Source organism: Caulobacter sp. DWR3-1-2 (assembly GCF_049896225.1).
Classification (GTDB): domain Bacteria; phylum Pseudomonadota; class Alphaproteobacteria; order Caulobacterales; family Caulobacteraceae; genus Caulobacter.
This window is the reverse complement of the sequence record NZ_JAFCTW010000017.1, coordinates 56,356-71,238: the sequence shown is the minus strand read 5'-3', so window position 1 is coordinate 71,238 and position 14,883 is coordinate 56,356. Positions and strand designations below refer to the sequence as shown.

The window sequence follows — 14,883 nt, the reverse complement described above, 5'->3', positions numbered from 1 at the left end:
GCCTAGACCCGGCGGCTGGCTCGCGAGATGACCTCAAGGTTCCGGCGGGTCATGTTCAGACGGTCGCCGTCTCGGTGGCGGACGATCTGCCGAGGGCCTGCCCCGGTGATCAGTCGGGACACCTGCACCAACGTGGGGTCTCCTGGCTGGCCGCTGGTCCTCACGTACTGTCGGCGATTTCCGTTGGAGTTGGCGAACCACCCGCCCCGGTATCCCCAGTCGTGCAGGCGGGAGAGGTCAGCGGCGTCGATGGTGGCGAAGTAGCCAGGGCGGTTGCCCAGGGGGACGCGCAAGGTGGAGCCATCGTCTTCGTGGGTGGCCATGGGAGTTTTGGTCTTCGTCATGTGAGGTCCTGAAATGCAGAAGGCCCCCGCAGCGCTTGGCTGACAGGGGCCTTGATGAGGGGGCGGTGTGCGCAGGGTTAGGGGCGAGGGCCGTAAAGCCGCTCATGGTCGCCCCGAAGCGCCACGCGGGCGACGGCGCGGGCTTCCGACAGGTGCGCGAGGTTGGCCCCCGGTTGGGCGTCGGGCACCGCAGGCGGGTTGCGGGTCGCGATGACCACACCCTTGTTGACGAGCTTGTCGCCCATATCGTGGAGGTGGACGGACTTGCGTTCCTTCGCGACCCATTGGGCGTCTTCAAGCGTCCACGGGTGACCGGCGAACCAGTCGGCGATGGCGTATGCGGTTTCAGCCTCGCCAACGCGACGGCGCTGGACGGTCTTCAGGAAGACCTCGTTCCCCGTGGAAAAGGCGGGTGTTCGATTGTCGGGTAGGGTGGCGGCTTGCATGGTGCTCATGGGTCTGGAGCCCCGGCCAAAAGGCCGCAGCGTTGATGGATGATGAAGGGGGTGAGGGACGCCCTGTGCAGGTCGATACACATGGGCAAAAAGTGGGGCAGACGAACGAACGCCGCAGGGAGCGGGGCCGAGGTCTGACAGGGTTGGCGTGGTGATTTCGGACAAAGCCCCCGGTCGCCCCCGTCGCGTCGCCTAAGCCAGGGCCAGGGAGCTTCGGGAGCGCCAGAGGCGACCGGGGGAACGACGCCAACTGACCAGAGGGCAAGGTCAGGGGCGAAGGGGACGCAACGAAGAAGCTTCGCTGCGGGATTCGTTAAGGTCAGCCTCGACACGCCAGCGCGGGCGGGACTCCTCGACAGGAGAAGGCCAGCACGACGAAGCTGGCATGAGGGGATGGACTGTGGAGGTGCATCTCCCTGCCCTGACCTTGTGGGCCAGCAGTCGGCAGCCTTTGGCTAGCGGCGGGGAGCCGTAGGACAGCCTAGGGGAACAACTGTAGGGAAACCGGAGGGCGGACTGGCTTGGTCTCTAAAGGACGTACCAATTGATCCATCTGATTTCGTTCAGCTTTTCGCCGTGCCTGGCGACAACGAAGCCGGAGCCGGATAGGCTAAACAAATCAGTAACTTGCCGCCGCCATCACACCCGCCGGTCGAGCAGGCGTTTGACGCCCATCGCTGTCCAGCCTTTCCCGCGAGGGGTGTCGATATGCATCTCGTCCAACTGCGCCGCCACATGGGCGAGCGATAGGCCCTCGGCACGAAGCCTAGTGGCGATGGGCTGGACGCGAGCAGCGAAGGCGTCAGCCTTGGCAGCCGCTGCCGCTGGACCCAGGTCGCGCCGAGAGACGCTGAGGCCCGCAGGGTTGCCCAGCCGGGTGACGGGCCGACCGCTCTTTTTCGACGCATAGGGCAACCCGTCTTTCAAGCGCGCCTTGATCTCACCTAGCGCCGCCTTCGTCCGCGTCGAGATGGCCTCGCGCTCCTGCTGCGCCACCGCCGCCATGATATGGACCGTCAGCCGGTTGGCTTGGGGCATGTCACAGGCGACGAAGTCCACGCCCTCCTCCTCCAAGCCGGTCAGGAAGTGGACGTTGCGCGAAAGGCGGTCGAGCTTTGCGATGAGGAGCCGCGCGTTTGTCAGCCGGCACCGCTCCATTGCTTCCGCCAGGGCGGGCCTGTCGGCGCGCTTCCCGCTCTCGACCTCTTCATAGCTGGCGACCAGCGTCCCGCCTGACCGCTCAAGGTACTCCCCCACGGCGCGGCGCTGGGCAGCCAGCCCAAGACCAGAAGCCCCCTGCCGGGCGGTCGAAACTCGGTAGTAGGCTACAAAGCGGGTGTTCATATCAAACTTCCAAACGGACGTTACACAGTTCGATATGGTCGATGGAGTCGGGTGTCAACCGCGATATGACGGACGCCGCACCTCCCCCTCCAGTCCCGCGCTGTCGCCTGCCTGCAACGCTGCAGCCTCCGCACTGGCGCAGATAGTTAAATATAATCAATCGGTTGACAGACTCTGCCGGACGACTCAGAGAAGCTTCACCGGCGAACACCCGCCGCGTCTTACGGAGTTCTCCCTTGAACATTGCTCACTTGACGCGCGTCGCTGCCCAAGCCGGTAGCGACGCCCCGTCCGTTTCCACTGGCACCGTCGATGACGAGCTAGTCGGGCTCGATGACGCTGCATGGATACAGGCCTCAGCGGCTGCGTTCAGGGTACAGCTCCAAGCTTTCAGAACGAACCATACCCAGCGGGGATAGGCTCGATTCCTGTTGAAGCTGCGCGTCACCGCTGTAGAATTCTGACGCGGCCCCCGGCGCGCTAGCGCCGAGGACCGGGTAGCTGGCTAGAGCAACCGAAGGACCAGATGGACAACCCATCTGGTCCTTTTGCTTGTGCGCCCACCTACGCGCTTGGGCAGGAGCAACCGCCGTGGCGGTCGTGCAGCGCCCTAGCCAATGGAGGGGCATCGGGCCGAAGGCCGGGCGACCGGCGGACGTCAGCCGCCACGAACCGCGACCCGCCGTCAGCCAGGGCAGTGCTGAGGTTGACCGAAGTGCCGCGCTGCCCAAGCGCCGTATAGTAGCGCCCCGCCAGCATTTGAGGCTGCATCCAGCGTGAAGCGAGCGGAGGGCTCCCGGAACTGTCAGGCCGCCCCCCGGTAGGGGGGTAAAGAAGGCTAGGCACCTACCATATGCCCCCTCGGCTTTCTGACCCTAAAAACCATCGAGCCAAACGGCGGCACCGAACGGACGGCAGGTCTGCGGAGGCGGCGGCAACCGTCTTGGCACCAGAGGCCAACAGTTCCCCCAGCAGGCGGTTCGTCTCCTGCTGCGCCGTCGTGAACGCAGCGAGGGCCTCGGCGAGGTCCATAGGAAGCGGCATGGCTTCCCGCGTGTCAGCGTGGGCCGTCTCACGGGCCTCCTCGTTGAGGAGGTAGCCGCCGGTCTTGCGGATGGACGGCAGGACCTCGCGGTTCACCCAGCGCTGGAAGACCTTGGCCTCGGGTTTGTCCGAGCGGTTGATCAAGGCGTAGAGGCCGGACTCGGCGAGCACGAGCATCGAGCGGCGGACTTCCTTACCCACCCACCGTGGGTGGGGGATAAAAGCAGCAGAGTTCGGAACTCGTCGTCTTCGAGCCGCTGCATGATCGCGGAGGCCTGCCCCTTGGTGGTCTGATAGATACCGAGCGCTCGGCAGACGTCAGCCGCCACGAACCACGGCTCACCGTTGATCATGGTGGTCCTGATGTTGACCGGCTCGTCGCGTCCGGTTGGCGCGAAGGTGAAGATGGTGGGGGTTTGGGCGGGGTGATCCGGTGCAGGAGGCTGGAACGGCAGTACAACTCCAGCAATCAGGTCAGGGCGAGGCGCTAAACCCCCAGTTCTAAAAGGGCTAGGCACTTGCAACACCCGTGCAACTGGTGCCTACCCGGCAGTGGCGCTATCCGCGCATCGGGGACCACTCATGACCGAACTTGCAGCGCATAGAAGCGAACAGACAGCCGGGCTTCGCACGTACTTTCGGATGGGGCTGGCTTCGGTCCTCACGGTGCCCTTGTTCTTCTGGCTGGTCTACTGCGTCGTCGTTTCGGTGGTCGGTGCACTGACGCTCATCATCGTGGGGTTCAAAGCATCCTGGGCGGTCGGCGGGATCATTGGGGTGTTCCTATGCTTTGGCCCGTTTCTGTTCCTCTGCGTGATCTCTCCGTTTCTGTACCTCGGGCTCCTGAACGCACTTCCGCCGATTTGGACGGACACGGCAACCTCAACAGGTCGTAAAATTGGCTCGACTGTGATTACCGTCGTAACCGTGAGCTTGGTCGCTTCTGGAGCGCACTGGGTGGGCACACGGGCAGTCGGCTGGGTTGCCGACCTCAATCCCTGCGCGTCCTACGCCGCCGGAGTTACCGGCTCCAAGTCCGTGGAAAACTGCGCTGCGCCGTGAGGCCCGGCGAGACGCCTGCCGCCTTGCCACCGCAGCCCACCGGGTCTGGCGCGCTGCATGCCTAGTAGCGCCACAAGCCTTGCCCTACCTCGGCAGCCTGAAGTCCCCTAAGGCCACCTTGACCAACTCGCGGTGCAGCACCTCCACCATGTCGCGCTTCCCGTACCTCGTGGAAATGCCCTTCGTCGTCCAGCCTCCTAGCGCGTCGGATGTCTCATCGCCTACCCCGGCGAGGCGGCAGGCGTCTTTGAAGCCGTGCCGGAAGCTGTGAAAGACTAGCGACGGTTCCGACAGCCCAATGCGGTCCATGTGTCGCCCGAACCACCTGCTGAGATCATGGGAGTACTCGCCCCCCTTGCCCGGCCTAAGCTCCGGGAAGAGGCGCTCCTGCCGCGCCGCGCGGGCAGCCTCGACGAAGTCCAAAAAGCCCGCAGCCAAGACCTCGGGATGGACAGGTATGACGCGCTCGCTCGCTGACGTCTTCAGCCGCTTGGCCCCTGCCCGCTTACCGTCAGCATCGAACTCCGAGAGGTCGAGACAGGTCACGCCGCCGATCACCCTCACGTCTTGGGGCGCAAGCTGACAGAGTTCCCCAGCCCGCGCACCTGAGTAGGCGGCGAGTGCCGTGACCCAGTAGCGGCTGGGCCGCTCGGTCTTCTCGTCAGGCAGACCGGCAAAAACCTTCCGCAGTTCGTCCGAGGTAAAGCCCCGGCGCTTGACGTTGGCCCTGCCCTTCTTAACCAGATCAGCGGCAGGGCTCTTGCCGATCAAGTCCTCCTTCACCGCCCAATTGAAGATGGCCGCGAGGTGCTGCAGGTATGTGGTCACGGTGTTGGGGGCGAGGACGCTCACCTTATCCCGTTCACCGGCAGCGGCGGCCTCGACCATGGACAGCTTCGGGTAGCGCTTGGTCATATGAACAGGAACCCGCCGCAGCAGGTCACGAAGGTTGCGGCAGTCGGCCCGCGTGATCGTCTCGATGTCTCGGCCGCGCCCTAAACACTCCTCAAGCGCCTTGAAGATGTGGTCGTACTTCCGAGCGGTGGACTCCAGCCCATGCAGGGCCTCCCGCTCACGCCGATAGTCGTCGATCAGCTTACCTAGGGTCACGCCCCCGCTTTTGACCGCCGCGCTCTGAGCAGCGGGGATGCCGGGGGCACCTACCTCGACCACCCTACCCGCCTGACGCTCCCTCAACAGGTCCAGCCATTCGACCTGGGCGGCGAGCAACGCGCCTGCCATCAGGCGGACGCTCGGGTCGCCCTCGGGATACCAGCGGCCCGCCTTCGCGAGAACCTCAGCGGCCTGCACTGCCCTTGGCTGCCAGTCGCCCGACGCCAGCGCCTCACGGGCTTCCGGCTCCACAAACTCCAGCACGAGGTCCACGTTCTCCGAGGCGGACCGTCCGGCCATGAGGCGAGCCTCGGCATCAGTCGCCATCCAGTCGGCAAGTTCCCGCTTCGCCAGCGCCTGCGCTTCAGGGACCGACAAGGGGGGAGCAGTCTCGCCCGCAAGCCGCCTACGGGCGTCCGCGATCTCTTGGTCCGTCTGGACACCCCGGACACGAGCAAGGCGACCCGCCTCCCTGATGTCCTTTATCCCCAGACTCTCGTTCCAGAACGCTTTCCCAACGATCTTGACGATGTCGTCGGGCACCCGGCGGCGGAACCAGTAAACGGCTCCTCGGCGGTTCACATACTGTGGCTTTGGCAAAGTCTCGTCGCCCCGTTGTGATACAGTTTTGTGCGTCACGGGCGAAATACAAGTCCTTGAATTACCTAGTCTTCCAGCAGAAACAACGCCTTAGATGGGCGGTGGTAGGCCTGGAGGGACTCGAACCCCCAACCAGACCGTTATGAGCGGTCGGCTCTAACCATTGAGCTACAGGCCCCCATAGGCAGGAGGACGGGTCGATTAGCATGAGCCGAACGGCGCTTAAAGGTCCGGTTCAGGTTCAGGCTGTCATCCGTCGCGCGCCGCCCTCCTCTGGCCATGCTCGTCGTGATCGTGGGATAGGACGTTAACGGTCGCGGCGCCCTGGCGTGCCCGCATGGAGAGAACCAAAATGACGACCCTGATGTCCCGCGCCGCGAGCCTCGCACCCGCCAGCGTCTTGGCCAGCGCCCTGGCCGGCGCCCTGCTCACCGCCGTCGCCCTGCCGGCCCATGCCGAGGACGCGGCGTTCCGCGCCACCACCTTCAGCCTGTCGGCCTTCGGCGAGACAAAGGTCGCGCCCGACATGGCGACCATTTCGCTGGGCGTCCAGACCGACGCGCCCACCGCCGCAGGGGCGCTCAGCGCCAACGCGACCCAGATGACCAAGGTGAGCGCCGCCCTGAAGAAGGCCGGCATCGCCGAGCGCGACATCCAGACCTCGGGCCTCAACGTCAATCCGCAATATGTCTACGAGCAGAACCTGCCGCCCAAGCTGACCGGCTACCAGGCCAGCAACCAAGTGACCGTGCAGGTGCGCGACCTGGCCAAGCTGGGATCGACGGTGGACGCCACGGTCGGCGCCGGGGCCACCACGGTGGGCGGCATCGGCTTTGGGCTGCAGAACCCCCAGGCCGCCGAGGACGCGGCGCGGGTCGACGCGGTCAAGGCCCTGCAGGCCAAGGCCGACCTCTATGCCCGGGCCACGGGCTACAAGATCATGCGCCTGGTCACACTGGGCGAAGGCGGCGGCTATACGCCCGCCCCGCCAATGCCGATATACGCCATGGCCAAGCGCGAAATGGCCGACAGCACCCCGGTCGCGGCCGGCGAGTTGAAGGTGCGGGTGGACGTGTCGGCGACATATGAGCTGGCGAAGTAAGAGGCGATCCCTCTCCCCTTGCGGGAGAGGGTGGCCTCGCGGAGCGAGGTCGGGTGAGAGGTCGAAAGACCGTGCCGCCGCGATCAGCCGAAAGGCCGGTCGCGGCGGTTCTCGTTTGAGAGACCCCTCATCCGTCAGCTTCGCTGACACCTTCTCCCGCAAGGGGAGAAGGAAAAAGACTACAGCCCCGCCTTCTTGAAGGCGTGCTCCACACGGTCCTGGATCTCGACGCCCGGCAGGGCGCGGTCGCCTTCCATCATCGCTACATAGGTGAGGTGACGGTCCGGCTGGCCGGCGCCGGTCGGGACCGGGCCCATGGCCCAGCCGACGGTGGCGCCAGGGACGTCGCTGCCGCTCGGGCAGCTGGCGAAGTGGGCGGGCTTGCCCACGGCCGCCTTGAGGGCGGCGTCGGCCGTGGTGGTGGTTCCGTCACAGGCCGGCAGCGGACGTGCGCAGCCGATATAGCCGCCGCCGCGCCAGACCCGCTGGCCCTTGTCGTTCGCGATCTCGACGCAGGTGTTGGGTCCACCGATCGCTCGCCCCACGGCCAGGGTCAGATTGGCGTCATCGACGCCCTTCGGCAGCTTCGGCGCGCAAGCGGCCAAGGACAGGCTGCAGAGCGTCAGGCCCGCCAGGGCGACGGCGACGACGCCCCGCACGCTCAGGCGGCCTGCTTGATGTGGTTGCCGGCTTCCAGCAGCACGACGGTGGGGGCGTAGTTTCGGGCCTCTTCCGCCGGCATCTGGCAGTAGGTCACCACGATCACCGTGTCATTCTTCTGCACCAGCCGGGCGGCGGCGCCATTGACGCCGATCACCTTGGAGCCGCGCGGCGCGGCGATGGCGTAGGTGGTGAAGCGGGCGCCGGTGGTGATGTTGAGCACATCGACCTGTTCGTTGGGCAGGATGCCGGCGGCCTCCAGCAGGTCGGTGTCGATGGCGATCGAGCCTTCGTAATCGAGGTCGGCCTGGGTGACGGTGGCGCGGTGAAGCTTGGCCTTCATCATCGTCAACAGCATGGCGAAATCACCCTATGGGTTTGAAACAGCTTTTGATTTTCCGGATCGCCACACACATGACCCGTGATCAGTCAGCCATATAGACACGAAGCCCAGCCCATTCAATCGCGGCCCGATATCGTCTCGCCTTCGCTTGGGCGGCGAACACAGGTTAACAGCCGCGCTTTGGCGCCCTATGGTTGGAAGAACGACGTGATGCGAGGGGGCTCTCATGCGACTTGTAACCGGTTTGGCGCTGGGAGCGATCCTGGCGGCGGGCGCGCTGAGCGGCGCGCTGTCTCAGACACGCGACGCTGCGGGCAGGCCGATCCCTGGCGCCGCCCCGACCACGGCGCCAACCGCGGCTGGAGCGGCCGCTCCAACCCGGGGGGCCACCCCCGAACAGATCGCCGCGCGCCGCGCGGCCGCCCTCGCCGCCCGTCAACAGCGCGGCGGTCAGGTGGACTGGCAGGCGGCGGTCGGCGGCCTGCGCCAGAGCACCGGCATCGCCGAGAAGCTGGCTCCCAACCTCAACCAGGCGGCCGTGGACGCCACCCGCGTGCCCATCCTGCTGCCTACCGACACCGACCTGACGGCCGGGGCGCGGATCTATTCGTTCGGCGACTACTACACCATCACCGCCGACGCGCCGGGCGTCGGGATATCGCTCAGCGGCACGACCACGGTGGTTCCGCTGCCGGCCGGCACGCCGCTGAAGATCACGCCGATGGGCCCCGAGGGCGCGACGGTGCAGCGCACGGTCGACGGCCAGTTGGTCAGCTTCGTGCGCTACGGCGTGCTCTACACCGTCGAGGTGCGCTGCGACGCCCCCACCGACCCGCGCTGCGCCGACGACAACTACGTGATGGGCCTGGCGGCCAAGACCACCGCCGTGGTGATGGGCGCCGCCGCCCGCGCCGCCGCCGGCCTGGGGGGGTAAGACCATGCGCAAGTCTTCCTTGTTGGCGCTCGCGCCCCTGGCCTTGATGGCCGCCCTGGCGCTGAGCGCTTGCGACGACAAGACCAAGCCCCCCGCGCCGTTGGCCGGCGAGGTCAAGACCCCGGCCTCGCCCGAGCCGAGCGCCCCGACGCCCGAGGACGCGCCCAGCGACGGCGGCGCCGAGCAGACGCCCAGCGAGCCTATCCCGCCCGCGCCCGGTCCGCCGGTTCAGCCCGACACCCCCCCGTCCCCCTCGCCCGCCACCTTCGACCATGGCGCGCCGGGCGCGATCCCGGCTGGACAGGGCCACGGCTATCTGGACCGCACGGTCTGGGCGCCGGCCATGTGCTGGCCGCTGCAGGACGCCGCCTTCGCCAATTCCCAGGTCTACGGCCACGGCGGCGGCATGGGTCCGGGCGGCACCGCCCAATGCGACACGGTCAATTACAGCCTGCCGTGGCGCGACACCTTCTGCGAGGCCCGCTCGCGCGACAATCCGTTGTGCGCTGGCGGCGGCACGGGGCACCAGGGCCAGGACATCCGTCCGGGCTCCTGCAAGAAGAACCTGCACTGGACCGTGGCCGCCGAGAAGGGCGTGGTCACCGATATCGGCAGCTACAGCGTCACGTTGGTCTCCTCGGCCGCGCCGCACCGCACCTATCGCTACCTGCACATGCAGATGGCGGCCCTGGCGGTGAAGGAAGGCGACACCGTGGTGGCTGGCCAGAAGTTGGGCAGGGTGGCCAACGATTTTGGCGGCACGCCCACGACGATCCACCTGCATTTCGAGATGCGGGCGGGGGTGTCGGGCGTGACGACGGACGGCAAGGCCGTGGTGCTGCACACCTTCCTGCCGCCGTATATGAGCCTGGCCGAGGCCTATCAGCGGAAGCTGAATGGGGGGAGCTGTTCTTAAAATCTCCGCTCAACCCGGCGAAGGCCGGGATGAGCGGAATTAGAATCGAACCTGGAGTATCGCGCTCCAACGGTGAATCGCGGGGGCTTTCCCCGGGGGCGCGATGCTCTAGTTTTGAACGTCAGCCTTGGCCGGGCACACCGCGCCGGCTGGATCGGTCGTCAGCTTGACGCTCTGCAACGACACCGCCATGGCGCCCGCCGTCGACAGGGCGAACGGCGTGGTGACCTTGGTCACGTCGGTCCCCGCCGCCTGGAAGCACTTGAGCGAGATCTTCAGGCTCCTCCATTCGCCCAGCGGCGAAGCGGCCAGCACCGGCGTCACATCCAGCCTGCCCCCGCCGATCGACAGGCTGACCGGCGCGGTCGGCCTGGCGTCCAGGCGGTAATCCACCAGCAGGTCGATGTCGGCATTGGCCTGGAAGCTGAGGTCGAAGGCTTGGTCGGCGGCTAGGGCTGCCGTGGCCGGCGCGCTGCCGGAGAAGGTCAGCTGGCGTCCGGCTTCCTGCACATTGCCGGCGTCGATCGGCCGGACTTGCACCGCCGTGGTCGGGGTCAGGCGGAACTCGAACGGGGCCAGCGTCTTGCCGCCAACGAAATAATTGCTGACGTTCTCGGTCGCGACGGTGAAGCCGGGCTTCTCCGACAAGGCGCCCAATCGGACCTTGTCGCGGTAGGTCAGGCCATAGCCATAGGCGAACTGCGGATCATAGCCCTTGTCGCCACGGTTCAGCGTGAACTGGCCGGCGTTGCGCGGCCAGCTGAAGGCCAGCTTGCCGTGGAAGTCAGCGCGGGGCTTGCCGGCCTTGTCGCCGATCAGCACGTCAGCGATCCCGCCACCTTCAGAGCCCGGCAGCCAGGCCGCCACGAAAGCGTCCGATGCGTTGATCTCGGGATTGACCCACAGCGGGCGGCCGCTGAGGAACACCGCCACCATCGGCACGCCGGCGGCTTTCAGTTTCTTGAGCAGAGCCAGGTCAGTCTTGGCGCCCGGTTGATATTCCAGGGTCCTGATGTCGCCCACCCCCTCGGCATAGGGGGTCTCGCCGAACACCACGATGGCGACATCGGGTTTCTTGGCGAAGGCGCCATCGACGCTGAGGGTGGCCGAGCCGCCCGAGGCCTCGACCGTCTCCTTCAGACCCGCATAGATCGACTGAGCGTTGGGGAAGTCGGCCTTGGTGTTGCCCGTTCCCTGCCAGGACAGGGTCCAGCCGCCGGCCTGCTGACCGATATCGTCTGCGCCCGAGCCGGCCACCAGGATGTTGGCCGAGGCCTTGACCGGCAGCACGCCGTTGTTCTTCAGCAGCACCAGCGACTCGCGCACCGCCTGCCGGGCGATGGCCTTGTGCTCGGCCGAGGCCATCACAGCGTCCTTGCCCTCCAGCGGACGCGCCTGCTGGAACAGGCCCATCTTGGCCTTCACGCGCAGGATCCGACGCACGGCGTCGTCGATGCGCGCCATCGGGATCTCGCCCGACTTGGCCTGGGCGACGGTGTTGGCGAACAGCGCCTTCCAGCTATCGGGCGCCATGTACATGTCGAGCCCGGCATTGGCGGCCTGGGCACAGCTTTGGGGCGTGCAGCCGGCCACCTGGCCGTGGCCGTTCCAGTCGCCGACGATGAAGCCCTCGAAGCCCATCTTGCCTTTCAGCACGTCGGTCAGCAGGCTCTTGTTGCCGTGCATCTTCTCGCCGTTCCAGCTGTTGAACGACGCCATGATGGTTAGAGCCCCGGCGTTGATGGCCGGGATATAGCCCTGGGCGTGCAGGCGAATTAGCTCGGCTTCGGAGACCTGGGTGTCGCCCTGGTCCTTGCCGTTGTGGGTGCCGCCGTCGCCGAGGAAGTGCTTGGCGCTGGCCGCCACGTGGCCCTGTTGGATCACGCCGCCTTGAGAGACGGCGCCCTGAAGACCCAGGATCATCTGGCCGGCATAGGAGCGGACGATCTCGGGATCTTCCGAATAGCCCTCATAGGCCCGGCCCCAGCGATCGTCGCGCGGCACGGTCAGGGTTGGGCCGAACGCCCAGTCGAACCCGGCGGCGGCGGTTTCCCGCGCGGTGGCCGCGCCGATCTTGCGGATCAGCTCGGGGTCCCTGGTGGCGCCCAGCGCGCTGTTGTGCGGAAAAAGCGTTGCGCCGACCGCGTTGCCGTTGCCGTGCACAGAGTCGATGCCGAACATCAGCGGGATGTGCGTGCCGCCGTCACGGGCCTCGGCGGCGGCGCGGAAGGCTTTCACGGATTCGACCCACGGGCCGATCGGCGAGCGATCGGGCGCGCCCAGCGGCGGCGAGCTGCCGCCGGCCAGGATCGAGCCGAGAGGATAGGTCTTCAAGTCGTCCGGCTTTACCGAACCGATGTCGCCCTGGATCATCTGGCCGACCTTTTCCTCAAGGGTCAGCTTGGCCAACAGGGAATCAACGAAGGCCTCGGTCCGGGAATCGACCACGCCCTGGCTCTTGGCCGCCGGCCAAGACGCGGGGTGAGCGGTGCTCTTGGCCTCGGCGGCGGACGCGCCGTTCGCAAGGGGCGCCGTCAGAAGGGTGGTCGCCAGCAACGCAGCGCAGAAGGCCTTGGTGTTCATACACTCCCCACATTTTCTTATTGGATGCGACAACGTTGTCAGTCGCACGCCGAGGTCGGTCCGGCAATCTTGGTACCGGTATCTAATAGCTCGACGACGATGCATACACGGTCTAATTTGTGTGACAAATAAAATCCGGGGAGTGGAATAATGCGTGGTTTTCGAGCCTGGATTTTGGCCAGTGCGTGGAGACCTCGCCCGTCGTGCCGGGTCAAATCCATCCTCACCCTGGCGGCGACCGCCTGTGTGCTGGCCCTCGGCCCGCCCGCCCTCTCCGCCTCGCCGGTCGGCACACCCTACGTCTGGCGCAGCGCGGAGATCCTTGGCGGCGGCTTCGTCAGTGGCGTCGTCTATCACCCCACCGAAAAGGGGCTGGTCTATGCTCGCACCGACATCGGCGGAGCCTATCGCTTTGACCGGGCGACCAACACCTGGGTCGCCCTGAATGACTCCCTCAAGCGAGCCGACAACCAGCTTGCCGGCGCGCTCAGCTTGGCGGTCGATCCACAAGACCCCGACCGCCTCTACATGGCGGCCGGCGAATATACCGGCCCCTATGCGCGGGCCGGCGCGGTGTTGGCCTCCGTCGATCGCGGCGCGACCTGGACCAAGGCCGAACTGCCGGTGAAGATCGGTGGCAACGAGGACGGCCGCAACACTGGCGAGCGCCTGGTGGTCGATCCCCAGAACGGCGCCGTGCTGTTCCTGGGCGCCAAGGATGGCCTTTATCGCAGCGGGAACTACGGCGCGACCTGGGCGCGGGTCGAGGCCTTTCCCGGCTTGCATGTCACCCTGGTGGCCTTTGATCCGGCGTTGAAAACCAAGACCGGCGACACCGCCATCCTCTATGCCGGCGTGGCCAGCGAGCATGGCGGCGGCCTGCTGGTCAGCACCGACGGCGGCTCAACCTGGGGCCTCGTGACCGGCCAGCCCAAGGGCCTGGTCCCCCATCACCTGGCGATCGACACCAAGGGCGCGGCCTATGTGGCCTATGGCAATGGCCTGGGCCCCAACGGCGTGACCCACGGCGCGGTCTGGCGGCTGGACCCCGACACCGGCGCCTGGACCGACATCACCCCGCTCAAGCCCGAGGGCGGTGACGTCTTCGGCTATGGCGGCCTGAGCCTCGACCCGGCCCATCCCGGCGTGATCGTGGTCTCGACCCTCGACCGTTGGGCGGTCGGCGACGAGGTGTTCCGCAGCATCGATGACGGCAAGAGCTGGAAGGCCCTGCGCGCCAAGGCCCACCACGATGTCGGCCGCGCGACCTGGGTCGATCACCTGTCCAGCAAGCCGGGCCGGGAGTTTGGCCACTGGATCGGCGACATCGACATCGACCCGACCAATCCCGACGAGGCGATCTATGTCACCGGCTATGGCCTGTGGCGGACGAAGAACCTGACCGAGGCCGATCACAGTGGCCGCACCGACTGGCGGTTCGACGACGAGGGTCTGGAAGAGACCGTGCCGCTGGAGCTCGTCAGTCCGCCAGGTGGTGCGCCAGTGGTCAGCACGATCGGCGACATCGGCGGTTTCCGTCACGACGACCTGACCGCCGTTGCGGCCAGCCGCTATTTCGAGCCCAATGGCGGCACCAATCGCGGCCTCGACTACGCCGCCCTCTCGCCCGACGTGATGGTGCGAACCAGCGACCCGACCCCGACCGGCGGCTTCCGCTCGACCGACGGAGGCAAGAGCTGGAAGGCTTTCGCAAGCGCCCCGCCGCGCGACGCGAGCAAGGAGACCGGCCGCATCGCCCTGTCGGCCGACGGGACGCGGATGGTCTGGGCCATGCGCAAGGCTGGCCCCTACGTCTCCAGCGATCAGGGCAGGACCTGGCGGCCGGTCCAAGGCGTCACGGCCGGTGACCAGCCCAACTTCACCCCGGCCTCCGATCGCGTGAACCCTCTGCGGTTCTACGTCTATGACGCCGCCCACGGCGCGGTGCTGGCCAGCACCGACGGCGGCGAGGCTTTCAAGGTCGTCTCCCGCGACCTGCCCGACGGCGCGCCGCTCAAGGCCGTTCCTGGCATCGAGGGCGAGGTCTGGTTGCCGACCCGCCAGGGCCTGATGCGCTCCACAAACGGCGGCGACAGCTTCAAGCGCCTGGCGGGCGTCAATGACGCCGGCCTGGTCGGCTTCGGCAAGGCCGCGCCGGGCCAGGCCCACCCGGCGGTGTTCATCTGGGGCAAGGTCGAGGGCGCCGAAGGAGTGTTCCGCTCCGATGACGTCGGCAAGACCTGGCTCAAGCTCAATGACGAGCGCTGGGGCTTCGCCGAGGTCCGGGCCCTGACCGGCGATCCGGCGCGGTTCGGCCGGGTCTATCTCGGCGTCCATGGCCGGGGCGTCGTCTATGGCGATCCGTCGCCGGCTTCACACTGAG

At 66.8% G+C, this 14,883-nt stretch carries 14 protein-coding genes and 1 tRNA gene; 5 read left to right on the top strand and 10 right to left on the bottom strand.

Annotated elements, in window-relative coordinates; translation table 11 throughout:
• Window positions 1-2: 2 nt before the first annotated feature.
• The 5 genes from ACP696_RS19270 to ACP696_RS19250 all read right to left on the bottom strand — a co-directional run bounded on the left by ACP696_RS19270 (window position 3) and on the right by ACP696_RS19250 (window position 3,705).
• Window positions 3-344, bottom strand: a complete 342-nt coding sequence (locus tag ACP696_RS19270) for a hypothetical protein (protein ID WP_426014063.1) — start codon at window positions 342-344, stop codon at window positions 3-5.
• A 77-nt stretch (window positions 345-421) separates the two neighbouring features.
• Window positions 422-799 (bottom strand): hypothetical protein, encoded by a 378-nt coding sequence (locus ACP696_RS19265; protein ID WP_426014065.1) that lies wholly within the window; start codon window positions 797-799, stop codon window positions 422-424.
• Between the two features lie 639 nt (window positions 800-1,438).
• Complete coding sequence (locus ACP696_RS19260; protein WP_426014067.1) at window positions 1,439-2,143, bottom strand: recombinase family protein; 705 nt, start codon at window positions 2,141-2,143, stop codon at window positions 1,439-1,441.
• Between the two features lie 846 nt (window positions 2,144-2,989).
• The gene (locus tag ACP696_RS19255) at window positions 2,990-3,388 is read right to left on the bottom strand and encodes a BRO-N domain-containing protein (protein WP_426014069.1); all 399 of its coding nucleotides are present in this window, start codon (window positions 3,386-3,388) and stop codon (window positions 2,990-2,992) included.
• Complete coding sequence (locus ACP696_RS19250; protein ID WP_426044185.1) at window positions 3,328-3,705, bottom strand: BRO-N domain-containing protein; 378 nt, start codon at window positions 3,703-3,705, stop codon at window positions 3,328-3,330. Before ACP696_RS19250 ends, ACP696_RS19255 begins: the two co-directional genes overlap by 61 nt.
• A gap of 64 nt (window positions 3,706-3,769) precedes the next feature.
• On the opposite strand from ACP696_RS19250, the gene ACP696_RS19245 reads away from it, so the two are divergent.
• Window positions 3,770-4,249, top strand: a complete 480-nt coding sequence (locus ACP696_RS19245) for a hypothetical protein (RefSeq protein ID WP_426014073.1) — start codon at window positions 3,770-3,772, stop codon at window positions 4,247-4,249.
• 84 nt (window positions 4,250-4,333) lie between these two features.
• Here ACP696_RS19245 and ACP696_RS19240 read toward each other — a convergent pair whose 3' ends face one another.
• Both ACP696_RS19240 and ACP696_RS19235 read right to left on the bottom strand, forming a co-directional pair.
• The gene (locus ACP696_RS19240) at window positions 4,334-5,944 is read right to left on the bottom strand and encodes a DUF6538 domain-containing protein (RefSeq protein ID WP_426044184.1); all 1,611 of its coding nucleotides are present in this window, start codon (window positions 5,942-5,944) and stop codon (window positions 4,334-4,336) included.
• A gap of 120 nt (window positions 5,945-6,064) precedes the next feature.
• Window positions 6,065-6,140: transfer RNA gene (locus ACP696_RS19235), tRNA-Ile, on the bottom strand.
• A 186-nt stretch (window positions 6,141-6,326) separates the two neighbouring features.
• Between ACP696_RS19235 and ACP696_RS19230 the strand changes: the two genes are divergently transcribed.
• Window positions 6,327-7,064: an SIMPL domain-containing protein gene (locus ACP696_RS19230; protein WP_426044183.1), complete on the top strand. Its 738-nt coding sequence runs from the start codon at window positions 6,327-6,329 to the stop codon at window positions 7,062-7,064.
• Between the two features lie 179 nt (window positions 7,065-7,243).
• On the opposite strand, the gene ACP696_RS19225 is transcribed toward ACP696_RS19230, so the two are convergent.
• Together ACP696_RS19225 and panD are read right to left on the bottom strand one after the other, a co-directional pair.
• Window positions 7,244-7,723, bottom strand: a complete 480-nt coding sequence (locus tag ACP696_RS19225; RefSeq protein ID WP_426032041.1) for a hypothetical protein — start codon at window positions 7,721-7,723, stop codon at window positions 7,244-7,246.
• Window positions 7,724-7,725: 2 nt separating this feature from the next.
• Window positions 7,726-8,082 carry an aspartate 1-decarboxylase gene (panD, locus tag ACP696_RS19220; RefSeq protein WP_426014078.1) on the bottom strand — a complete coding sequence of 119 codons (357 nt, stop codon included), beginning with the start codon at window positions 8,080-8,082 and terminating at the stop codon, window positions 7,726-7,728.
• 211 nt (window positions 8,083-8,293) lie between these two features.
• On the opposite strand from panD, the gene ACP696_RS19215 reads away from it, so the two are divergent.
• Together ACP696_RS19215 and ACP696_RS19210 are read left to right on the top strand one after the other, a co-directional pair.
• A complete protein-coding gene (locus ACP696_RS19215) occupies window positions 8,294-9,001 on the top strand; it encodes a hypothetical protein (RefSeq protein WP_426014080.1) in 708 nt (235 codons plus the stop codon).
• A 4-nt stretch (window positions 9,002-9,005) separates the two neighbouring features.
• The gene (locus tag ACP696_RS19210; RefSeq protein ID WP_426014082.1) at window positions 9,006-9,917 is read left to right on the top strand and encodes a M23 family metallopeptidase; all 912 of its coding nucleotides are present in this window, start codon (window positions 9,006-9,008) and stop codon (window positions 9,915-9,917) included.
• 108 nt (window positions 9,918-10,025) lie between these two features.
• On the opposite strand, the gene ACP696_RS19205 is transcribed toward ACP696_RS19210, so the two are convergent.
• Window positions 10,026-12,500 carry a glycoside hydrolase family 3 N-terminal domain-containing protein gene (locus ACP696_RS19205; protein WP_426014084.1) on the bottom strand — a complete coding sequence of 825 codons (2,475 nt, stop codon included), beginning with the start codon at window positions 12,498-12,500 and terminating at the stop codon, window positions 10,026-10,028.
• Between the two features lie 150 nt (window positions 12,501-12,650).
• Between ACP696_RS19205 and ACP696_RS19200 the strand changes: the two genes are divergently transcribed.
• Window positions 12,651-14,882, top strand: coding sequence for an exo-alpha-sialidase (locus tag ACP696_RS19200; protein WP_426014086.1), 2,232 nt, complete (start codon window positions 12,651-12,653; stop codon window positions 14,880-14,882).
• The last annotated feature ends 1 nt before the right edge of the window (window position 14,883 follow it).